This is a genomic window from Patescibacteria group bacterium, from assembly GCA_035549555.1.
In the GTDB taxonomy this organism is placed as follows: Bacteria; Patescibacteriota; Microgenomatia; order UBA8517; family UBA8517; genus Co84-156.
The window spans coordinates 568,683-578,399 of record DASZQR010000010.1; the positions used below are offsets into that span (position 1 = coordinate 568,683).

Here is a 9,717-nt window from a genome sequence, read left to right on the forward strand (position 1 = left end):
TTATTTTTTCTTTACCTCCTTCATCTCTTTTGCAATTGTTAATAATTGTGCAATTTCTTTTCTCATATTTCTAGTTTTCTTTAAATTCTTTTCTTTTCCTGCATACATTTTTCCTGTTAAATTAATAAGTTCCATTTTTGCGCTCCTAACCATTTTCAATAATTCGCTTTTTTCTTTTGTTCTCAAATCTTTTAATTCTTTTGCTTTCATATCTTTAAAGTTCTCCCTTCGCAATAATTCTTGATTTAAAAGGCATTTTATAAGTTGCGCCTCTTAAAGCTTTGCGTGCTGTTAATTCATCAACTCCTGCAACTTCCAAAATCATTCTTCCTGGTCTTACAACCATAACATACCTGTCAATCTCTCCTTTTCCGCTTCCCATACGTTGTCCTGCAGCGCGTGCAGTAACTGGCTTATCAGGAAAGACTCTTAACCATACTCTTCCTTTTCTCTTCATATCTCCTGTTACAGTGCGCCTTACTGCTTCCATCTGTGCTGCACTCATCCAAGAATGTTCTAATGCTTTAATTCCAAATTCTCCAAAAGCAAGTGTCGATCCTCTTGAGGATAATCCTCTTCTTCTTCCTCTAAATGCTTTTCGATATTTACTTCTTTTTGGCTGTAACATTTATGTTTACACAAGCTTTCGCTTATTTTTCCTCCTTATAAATCCAAACCTTAACTCCTACATATCCTCTTTTCAAAAGCGCTGGCATTTCTGCATAATCAATTTCTTTTCTTAATGTTTGAGTTGGGACGCTTCCTACATGATAAGCTTCAGTACGTCCGATATCAGCTCCATTAACACGTCCTGCAAAAACTATTTTTACTCCCTTAGCTCCAGATTGCATTACTTTTTCCATCGCTTTTGTAGCAACTCTTCTTGATGGCATACGGCGTTCAAGATCTGAAATAACTCTGCCAGCTACTAAATAAGCGCTCAAATCTGGATTTTTGATTTCATTTACATGTAAATCAATTTTCGTTTGTACTGCTTTTCCGCCCCTTAATGTTCTCATCAAAGCAACAACTTGCTTTTTAATCTCTTCAATTCCGCTTCCGCCTCGTCCGATAACAACTCCAGGTCTTGCTACATAAAGAGTTATAACAATTGCCTTTGGCAATCTTTCAATTTCAACGGTTTCTATTCCAGCAAGCTTCAATTTTTCCATTAACATTTCGCGTAGTTTTACATCCTCAACCAAAAAGTTCTTATAATCAGTTCCCTCATCAAACCATCTTGATTTCCAGGATATAAATCTTCCTGTTCTAAATCCTATTGGATTAACTTTCTGTCCCATTTTATTTTTTTCCTTTCTTTACTGTTTTCTTAACTTCTTTCTTTGGCTCTTCAACTTTTTTCTCTTCCAATTTCTTAACTTCAACTGGCTTTGTTTGCAACACGACTCGAATATGGCTCATGCGTTTCATAATCGGATGATATCGTCCGCGAGGAGCTGCCATACCTCGCTTAAGTGTTGGCCCTTGTCCAATTTGTATCTCTTTAAAAACCAATTCCTCAACATTTGCTCCCTGCATTCGTGCATTGGCAATTGCTGTCTTTATAGTTTTTTGTACAGGCTCGCTTGCTCTTTTATTTACATAAAGCAAGACTTCAACAGCTTGGGTTGGTTTCATCTTTTTAACTGCATCAACTACTATCCTAATTTTCTTAGGACTCATTCTTAAAAATTTTTGTGTTGCTATATATTCTGCCATATTTCTCCTTATGTCTTATCCATTGTTCTCTTCACAATTTGTCCATGTCCATGGAATGTACGTGTTGGTGAAAATTCACCAAGGCGATGTCCTACCATATCTTCGCTTATAAATACTTCAATAAAAATATGACCATTATGTACTTGGAAATACTTTCCAACAAATGCTGGTGGGATTTGGCTATCACGGCTCCAAGTCTTAATTGCATTTCCTTTTGTTCCCATACCCTTGTCGACCTTCTTTAAAAGTCTATCGTCTACGTATGGTCCTTTTTTACTACTTCTGCTCATATTAATGATGTTTTCCTAACTTTCGTCCTGAAACAACAAGTTTATCAGAATATTTACCATGTCGTCTTGTTTTTCCAACAGCTGGCTTTCCCCAAGGGGTCTTTGGATATTTAAGTCCAACTCCGCTTCTTCCTTCTCCCCCTCCGTGTGGATGAGAATGAGGATCTTGAGCAACTCCTCTTACTGTCGGTCGTATTCCTCGTCTTATGTTAATTCCAGCTTTTCGAATTCTTTGGTTTGCAACCTCAATATTTCCAACCTGTCCAATGCTCGCCCATGACTGCGGATTAAATCTTTTAATTTCCCCGCTTGGCATTTTAACCAAGACATAATAATCTTCTTTTCCTTGTAAAATCGCAACTGATCCTGCTCCTCTTACAATCTGTCCGCCTTTATTTGGACTTATTTCAATATTGTGTATTTGTGTACCAATAATGATTTTAGAAAGGGCTGTTGCATTTCCTATTTCAAGAGATGCATTTTCGCTAGCCATTACTTTCTGCCCAATTTTAAGGCCATTAGGTGCAATTATATATCTTTTATCTCCGTCTGTATAATGGACAAGTGCTATCCTTGCATTTCGATTTGGATCAACCTCAATTGCAACTACAGTTCCCTGGACCCCTTCTTTAATATGCCTGTTAAAATCAATTTCTCTGAAAAATCTTTTGTTTCGTCCTCCTTGATGGCGAACAGTAACTTTTCCTTTAGATCTTCCGGAATGTTTCTTTAATACGAAGCGGCGCTTCGATAAACTCCCTATTATCATTTTGTACCTTCTTTCTTTGTTTTTGTTTTAGCTTTCTTTGTTACTTTCTTTTCCTCTTCAAAAAAATCAAGCTTTTGTCCTTCTTTCAAAACTACAATTGCTTTCTTGGCTGCTTTTACTTTCTGCTCTTGTCCTCTCATATTCCTGTGTTTGCGAGCTTTATAATTAACGGTTTTGATGTCAACTACTTCAACCTTAAAATTCTTAGCAATCAAATTTTTAATTTCTGTTTTGGTTAATGCTACAGGCATCCAAAAAGTATAAATATTATTTTTAGATAACTTCATTGATTTTTCTGTCATTATTGGCATTATTTTCATGATGTAATCGTCACAAGCAAATTCTTATTTGCTTATTTGTTTTCCTTTCTTTTCTTCTTTTCCAAAAATTGCTTTGTCCAAAACTATATTTCCTCCAAAATAAATATCATATGCATTAATGCTTGGAAAAACATTTACTCGTGCTTTTTCTATATTTCTTAAAAACTTTTCATTTTTAAAGTTATCTTTTGCAATTACAAAAGTAACCATCTTTGTATTTTTTCCTAAAACTTTTTCAATAAAATTATTTGCGTCTTTTGTCTTAGCAAAATTCATATCACTTACTATCACTCTTTTTTCTTTAACAGCCATTGTCATCGTTACAGCAATTGCTTTTCGCTTCAAAGCTGTCGATAAAGTTAATTCTCTTTTTACTGGTCGAGGTCCTAAAGCGACTCCTCCGCCAACAAATACAGGTGCTCTTCTTGATCCATGTCTTGCTCCTCCAGTTCCTTTCTGGCTGTAAAGTTTTTTACCAGTTCTTAAAACTTCAGCTCGAGTTTTTGCTTTACGAAGTCCAATATGATTTCGGTCATCGTAAACTCGAATTGCTTGTGCAAGTAAACTTTCGTTTGCTTCAGCTTCCCATTCTTTTGGCAAGTTTACCTGTGTTGTCCCTTTAATTCCTTTTGCTGAATATGAATCTACTTTAAGCATTTGCTTGTTCCTTTCTTTCTCCAATTCTTTCAAGAATTACTAAACCTCCGACTGTTCCTGGAATTGCTCCGCTTACAAGTATTTCATTCTTTTCTGCATCAACTGAAACTATTTTGAGTCCTTTAACTTTTATTTGTTCTACTCCCATGTGTCCTGCCATGTGTTTGCCTTTATAAACTCTTCCTGGAGTTGTTCCTTGTCCAATTGATCCTGGTGCTCTCCAACGGTCTGATTGTCCATGAGTCTTGCTTCCTCCTCTAAAGTGCCACCTTTTAACTCCTCCAGCAAACCCTTTTCCCTTAGAAACTCCAGTAACGCTAACCTTATCTCCAGAAACAAAAATGTCGGAAGCTTTTATTTCATTTCCGACTTTTTCCGTAGGTTCTTCTTGAGTTCTTATTTCTTTAATAAATCTTGGTAAATATTTTGGAGTTTCTTTTGCGTCTTTTGTTTTGAGAAGATGGCCTTTCATTGGTTTGGTAATATTCTTTGCTTTCTTGTGTCCTACACCAAGTTGGACTGACCAGTAGCCGTCACGGTCTTGTGTTTTGACTTCAGTCACAACACAATTTTCAATTGCAACTTTAGTCACAGGAACTCTTACTCCTTCGTTAAAAGTAGCTCCCATTTCTTTTTTAATTCCAAGGACTTTATTTATCATATTAGTCGTAACGCTAACATGCCTAGCTAGAGACAATAAAAAAGGTGTCTCGTCGACACCCAGTTACTGGTTTCAAATCAAGACTACCTCGAGGTTAGTTAGGCGGTTCCCCTCCTCATTTATTAAGTGAAATTATATCAAACTGAAGGCAAGCTTGCAAGCAAGGCTAAATGCTATGCGTTACAAAAAAATAAAATACTCTATTTAAACCTATAATAATAGAATTTAAGTTCGATTTATTGTATAATCATCAAATGTCTTCAGAAAAACTAGACAACACATCTTTCTGTCAAATATGCGGGGCATTTCTCCCAGCAGGAAGCGTCTGTCCAGATTGCAATAAAGTTGTAACTACCATGACAAAACCAAAAGAGGTTTTACCTTTTTGTGGCATAAAAGATACAAACAGTCCGGATGAATGCATATTAAGAGATTGTTGTAGATGTGGTAAATGCTGGAAATGTACTGCCAAAGAGTGGATAGAAGGACCATGCCCTCACTGTGGAGCAGTTGGTTTTGCAGGAATTAGACCAGAGAAATCAGAACAAAGCAAGTCTGGCTTTGGAAATCTAATTTCGGACCTAAATAAAGAACAATACACTCAAGAAATAGTCAATTTTCCAATCATTAAAGAAAAAATACTTAATAAAATTAAGAAGGATTTTAAGATATAAGCAATCTTACATCTTAATCTCAATGGAGACACCTGCTGGAAGATCTAAATTAGATAATGAATCAATTGTACGATCAGATGGATCCACAATGTCAATTAATCTTTTATGAACTAACATTTCATAATGATCTTGATGATTTTTAATTCCTCTTGAGGTTGATGGCACAATAGAAACTATACTTCTTTTTGTAGGTAAGGGGATTGGTCCAACGATTTTTGCGCCGGTTGCAATAGCAGTCTCAAGTATTTTACTTGCTGCTTCATCTAGAACGCGAGCATCATATGCTTTTAATTTGACTCTAAGTCTTCCAACTGGCATAAATCGTTTTAAAGTGCTTAGGCTATAATCTTGGTGATAACACCAGCGCCTACTGTTTTGCTTCCTTCTCGAATTGCAAAGCGTAGTCCCTCTTCCATAGCTACAGGGACTATTAATTTAACTTTCATTTTGGCATTATCTCCAGGCACTATCATTTCAACCCCTTCATTAAGTGTGACTTCTCCAGTTACATCAGCTGTTCTAATGTAAAATTGTGGTTTGTATCCTGTAAAGAATGGTGTATGGCGTCCGCCCTCTTCTTTACTAAGAATATAAACTTCAGCATCAAATTCTGTATGAGGTGTAATTGAGCCTGGCTTTGCCAAAACTTGTCCGCGTTCTATATCATCTTTTTCAATTCCTCGAAGTAAAAGTCCTGTGTTATCTCCAGCTTGTGCTTCATCAAGTGTTTTGCGGAACATTTCAATTCCCGTAACAACTGATTTTGCAGTTGCTTTAATTCCAACAATCTCAACTTCTTCATTTACTTTAAGCATTCCACGTTCAACGCGTCCGGTAACAACTGTTCCTCGCCCCTTTATAGAGAAGACATCTTCAACAGGCATTAAGAAAGGTTTATCTGTTTCTCGAACTGGATCTGGAATATATTCATCAACTGTATCCATTAATTTCATGATCTGCGCTTCAGCATCTTTATCTCCTTCAAGTGCTTTAAGAGCTGAAACTCTAACTATTGGAGTATCTTTTGGATATTGATATTTCTCAAGCAAGCTTCTGATATCATCTTCAACCAATTGTACAAGCTCTTCATCTTGAACCATATCAATTTTGTTAAGTGCTACAACAAGTGCTGGAACGTTGACTTGTCTTGCAAGGATTACGTGTTCTCTTGTTTGTGGCATTGCTCCATCTGGTGCTGAGACAACCAAGATTGCTCCGTCCATTTGAGCTGCACCTGTAATCATGTTCTTAATATAATCTGCATGTCCTGGAGCATCGATATGAGCATAATGTCTTTTCTTTGTTTCGTATTCGACGTGCGTAATGTTAATGGTGACGCCTCTTGCTTTTTCTTCAGGAGAAGAATCGATTTGGTCATAAGCCATAGCTTTTGATGTGTTTCCTGGTTGCTTTGATAAAACTGTAGCAATTGCTGAAGTTAAAGTTGTTTTTCCGTGATCAACGTGGCCAATAGTACCAATGTTGACATGTGGTTTGCTGCGATCAAAATGTTGTTTTACATCTCCTGCCATATTTATTTATTCTTGTATATTACCCTAATTCTAGGGAAAAGTAAATCCCGACATTTGCCGAGATAACTGTAGGTATTATATGAGGCTAGTTTAAGCCTGTCAACAGGCAATTAATCAACTTAATTTTCTTGGTGAAACCCAGTTATTAACAAACCCTCTGCCTTTTGTAGTCAAACGATATTCTTTAGCAGAAGGAATACCGGAAAGTATAACTCCACTATCCTTACCTGAAGGAACTAATAATCCATCTCTCAATAAATACATTAATAATATATCCAATCCTCCAACAACCCAAACAAATTCATCATTTGGACTTTCAGCAAAAAGTGTAAGTATTCTTTTCTCTAGGTCGCCATATCTATTATTAATTACCGAAAGATTAGCTTTATATCGAAGCATAGATTTCCTATCAATTTCATGTTTTTTATCATATCTATCATGACAATTTGGACAAAGAGCAATCAAATTTTCAAATCTATGCTCTTTCACTTTAAACCATGGATCTATATGAGCTATTTCTACGGGAGTTCTCTGACAAGTAGGAATCGCACATCTGTGACCAGCTTCAACTAGAACTTCACGTTCTAATTCCTTAGGAATTGAAGATCTTTTCATTTATTTTATGCTTTAGCTTTTCCACGTTAGAAATCTTCTTCAGAAAGACCTATAAATGAAGTTTTAACTGGTACGGCTGCCGTACCTCCGCCAAGATAAAAACCACTACCACCCTGATTCGCAAACCTCACCTTAATCATGGGATTACCTGGTTGTTTTTTTGAATCTTTACGATCCACAACCAAGACAACATAATTCATTGTCAATTGATCAACACTTCTTGGAACAATAGTAACTTCTTCGCCAATTTTGCGACTATCCAATCTAAATCCGACTCCTCTTCTAGAAATATTTTCCATATTTAGTTTATAGCTTTTCCGCTCTTCGCAACTATCTGTGCAGTAATATTTGCAGGAACTTCCTCGTAGTGAGAAGGCTCGATATAAGCTGAAGCTCTTCCTTGAGAAATTGATCTCAACTGTGTCGCATATCCGCTAAGTTCCATCAAAGGAGCTGTTCCATTAATTACAGTCATCATTCCTTTTTCTTCAGTTCCGCTAATTTGTCCACGTTTACTTGAAAGGCTTCCAATAATATCTCCCATAAACTCAGCTGGAGTTGAAACTTCAACTTTTACAATTGGTTCAAGAAGAATCATATCAGCCTTACGGCACGCAGCTTCAACTGCCATGCTTCCAGCAATCTTAAAAGCCATTTCTGAAGAGTCAACATCATGATAACTTCCGTCATAAACTGTAACTTTTATATCTACTAGTGGAAATCCTGCCAAAATTCCGTTTTCAAGCTTCTCTTTAACTCCTTTTTCAATTGGAGCAATAAACTCAGCTGGAATTGCTCCTCCTTTAATTGCATTAACAAACTCAAATCCTTCTCCTCTTCCCTTTGGCTCAACGCGAAGCAAACAGTGTCCATATTGTCCGCGGCCTCCAGTTTGCCTGACATATTTCCCTTCTCCTTCTCCTTCTTTCTTAATAGTTTCTTTGAAAGCTACTTGTGGAGCTCCGGTTGTCGCAACAACATTAAATTCACGTTTCATACGGTCAACCAAGACTTCAAGCTGAAGTTCTCCCATTCCTGAAATAATTGTTTGCCCAGTTTCAGGATTGCTTTTTATATGGAAAGTTGGATCTTCGTCAGAAAGTTTTGAAAGTGCAATTCCCATTTTCTCTTGATCTGATTTTGTAGCAGGTTCAATTGCCAAAGACACCACTGGCTCAGGAAAAGTAATTGATTCCAAATGAAGTGGATGTGCTGGGTTTGTTATTGAGTCTCCTGTGGTTGTATCTTTAATTCCAACAACAGCAACAATTTCTCCAGCATAAGCTTCGTTAATAAGTTCTCTCTGGTCTGCATGCATTAAAACCAATTTTCCAATTCTCTCTCCTCGAGATTTTGTAACATTATAAACTTCATCTCCAGGTTTCAAGGTTCCTGAATAAATACGGACATAAACAAGTCGTCCAACATGTGGATCTGTAATAACTTTAAATGCAAGCCCTGAAAAAGGTTCACTGTTTTCTGGCTTTCTTTCTTCTTCCAAACCAGTTTTTGGATTAATTCCTTTGACAGGAGGGACATCGTTTGGAGAAGGTAAGTATTCAACAACTGCATCAAGTAAAAGTTGGACAGTTGCCATACGATTGTCTCCGCCCAAAATTGGGAAGAATTTTCCTTGTACTGTTCCTTTTCGAATAGCTCGTTTTATTTCAACTTCTGTAAGTTCTTGTCCTTCCAAGTATTTAGAAAGTACTTCATCATCAAACTCCGCAACAGCTTCAATAAGTTTTGTTCTAAATTCTTTTGCTTTGTCCATTAAATCTCCTGGGATTTCTTCTTCGGTAAGATCTTTATCTTCAATTCCTTTGTATGTGTAAGCTTTCATTTTAATAAGATCAACTGCTCCACGAAGCTCGTGTTCATTGCCTATTGGAATATTAATTGGGCTTGCGTTTGCTCCAAGTCTTTCATGAATGGATTTTATGCTTCCTTCAAAGTCAGCTCCAATTAAATTTAATTTATTAAGAATACAAACACGCGGCACGTTATATTTATTAGCTTGCCTCCAAACAGTTTCTGATTGTGATTCAACTCCAGTTCGTCCATCAAAAACCATTACAGCTCCATCAAGTACACGAAGCGATCGCTCTACTTCAGCCGTAAAATCAATATGTCCTGGAGTATCGATAATATTAATTCTGTATTTACCGCCCTCTACTGCACTCTTGAAATCTTTAATTCGCTCGCTTGGATCCCAAAAAGTTGTGATAGCAGCAGAAACTATTGTAATTCCTCGTTCTCTCTCTTGAGGCATCCAGTCAGTTGCTGTTGTTCCGTCAGTTACATCTCCTTTTTTGTAAACTCTGCCTGTTTCAAAAAGAATTGTTTCAGTAGTTGTAGTTTTTCCAGCGTCAATATGGGCAATAATCCCGATATTTCGGATTTTTTCCATTGGAAGATTACGATCAGTAGTCGTACTCATCACCATCGCTGCCTTTTTCTTTGTTGCTTGTACCTGTGCC

At 36.8% G+C, this 9,717-nt stretch carries 15 protein-coding genes; 1 reads left to right on the plus strand and 14 read right to left on the minus strand.

Going from position 1 to position 9,717, the window contains the following annotated elements; translation table 11 throughout:
- From rpmC to rplC, 9 genes are read right to left on the minus strand one after another with little or no spacing between them, the layout of a single operon-like run.
- The gene (gene rpmC, locus VG895_03960; protein HWA52182.1) at positions 1-210 is read right to left on the minus strand and encodes a 50S ribosomal protein L29; all 210 of its coding nucleotides are present in this window, start codon (positions 208-210) and stop codon (positions 1-3) included.
- Positions 211-214: 4 nt separating this feature from the next.
- Positions 215-628 (minus strand): 50S ribosomal protein L16, encoded by a 414-nt coding sequence (gene rplP / locus VG895_03965; protein ID HWA52183.1) that lies wholly within the window; start codon positions 626-628, stop codon positions 215-217.
- A 22-nt stretch (positions 629-650) separates the two neighbouring features.
- Positions 651-1,301 (minus strand): 30S ribosomal protein S3, encoded by a 651-nt coding sequence (gene rpsC / locus VG895_03970; GenBank protein HWA52184.1) that lies wholly within the window; start codon positions 1,299-1,301, stop codon positions 651-653.
- A 1-nt stretch (position 1,302) separates the two neighbouring features.
- Positions 1,303-1,719, minus strand: a complete 417-nt coding sequence (gene rplV / locus VG895_03975; GenBank protein ID HWA52185.1) for a 50S ribosomal protein L22 — start codon at positions 1,717-1,719, stop codon at positions 1,303-1,305.
- An 8-nt stretch (positions 1,720-1,727) separates the two neighbouring features.
- The gene (gene rpsS, locus VG895_03980) at positions 1,728-2,009 is read right to left on the minus strand and encodes a 30S ribosomal protein S19 (protein ID HWA52186.1); all 282 of its coding nucleotides are present in this window, start codon (positions 2,007-2,009) and stop codon (positions 1,728-1,730) included.
- Position 2,010: 1 nt separating this feature from the next.
- Complete coding sequence (gene rplB / locus VG895_03985) at positions 2,011-2,778, minus strand: 50S ribosomal protein L2 (protein HWA52187.1); 768 nt, start codon at positions 2,776-2,778, stop codon at positions 2,011-2,013.
- Complete coding sequence (rplW, locus tag VG895_03990) at positions 2,775-3,098, minus strand: 50S ribosomal protein L23 (protein HWA52188.1); 324 nt, start codon at positions 3,096-3,098, stop codon at positions 2,775-2,777. Before rplW ends, rplB begins: the two co-directional genes overlap by 4 nt.
- Positions 3,099-3,122: 24 nt before the next feature.
- Positions 3,123-3,755: a 50S ribosomal protein L4 gene (gene rplD, locus VG895_03995; GenBank protein HWA52189.1), complete on the minus strand. Its 633-nt coding sequence runs from the start codon at positions 3,753-3,755 to the stop codon at positions 3,123-3,125.
- A complete protein-coding gene (rplC, locus tag VG895_04000) occupies positions 3,748-4,416 on the minus strand; it encodes a 50S ribosomal protein L3 (GenBank protein HWA52190.1) in 669 nt (222 codons plus the stop codon). The genes rplD and rplC overlap by 8 nt, the downstream gene beginning before the upstream one ends.
- A gap of 254 nt (positions 4,417-4,670) precedes the next feature.
- Between rplC and VG895_04005 the strand changes: the two genes are divergently transcribed.
- Positions 4,671-5,090: a hypothetical protein gene (locus tag VG895_04005; GenBank protein ID HWA52191.1), complete on the plus strand. Its 420-nt coding sequence runs from the start codon at positions 4,671-4,673 to the stop codon at positions 5,088-5,090.
- 6 nt (positions 5,091-5,096) lie between these two features.
- Here the strand turns inward: VG895_04005 and rpsJ are convergent, their stop codons facing one another.
- The 5 genes from rpsJ to fusA form a co-directional block, all read right to left on the minus strand.
- Positions 5,097-5,408, minus strand: coding sequence for a 30S ribosomal protein S10 (gene rpsJ, locus VG895_04010; protein ID HWA52192.1), 312 nt, complete (start codon positions 5,406-5,408; stop codon positions 5,097-5,099).
- A 17-nt stretch (positions 5,409-5,425) separates the two neighbouring features.
- A complete protein-coding gene (gene tuf, locus VG895_04015) occupies positions 5,426-6,622 on the minus strand; it encodes an elongation factor Tu (GenBank protein HWA52193.1) in 1,197 nt (398 codons plus the stop codon).
- 114 nt (positions 6,623-6,736) lie between these two features.
- Positions 6,737-7,237 (minus strand): HNH endonuclease signature motif containing protein, encoded by a 501-nt coding sequence (locus VG895_04020; GenBank protein ID HWA52194.1) that lies wholly within the window; start codon positions 7,235-7,237, stop codon positions 6,737-6,739.
- A gap of 26 nt (positions 7,238-7,263) precedes the next feature.
- Positions 7,264-7,536 (minus strand): hypothetical protein, encoded by a 273-nt coding sequence (locus VG895_04025; protein HWA52195.1) that lies wholly within the window; start codon positions 7,534-7,536, stop codon positions 7,264-7,266.
- Between the two features lie 2 nt (positions 7,537-7,538).
- Positions 7,539-9,677, minus strand: a complete 2,139-nt coding sequence (gene fusA / locus VG895_04030; GenBank protein ID HWA52196.1) for an elongation factor G — start codon at positions 9,675-9,677, stop codon at positions 7,539-7,541.
- Between the last annotated feature and the right edge of the window lie 40 nt (positions 9,678-9,717).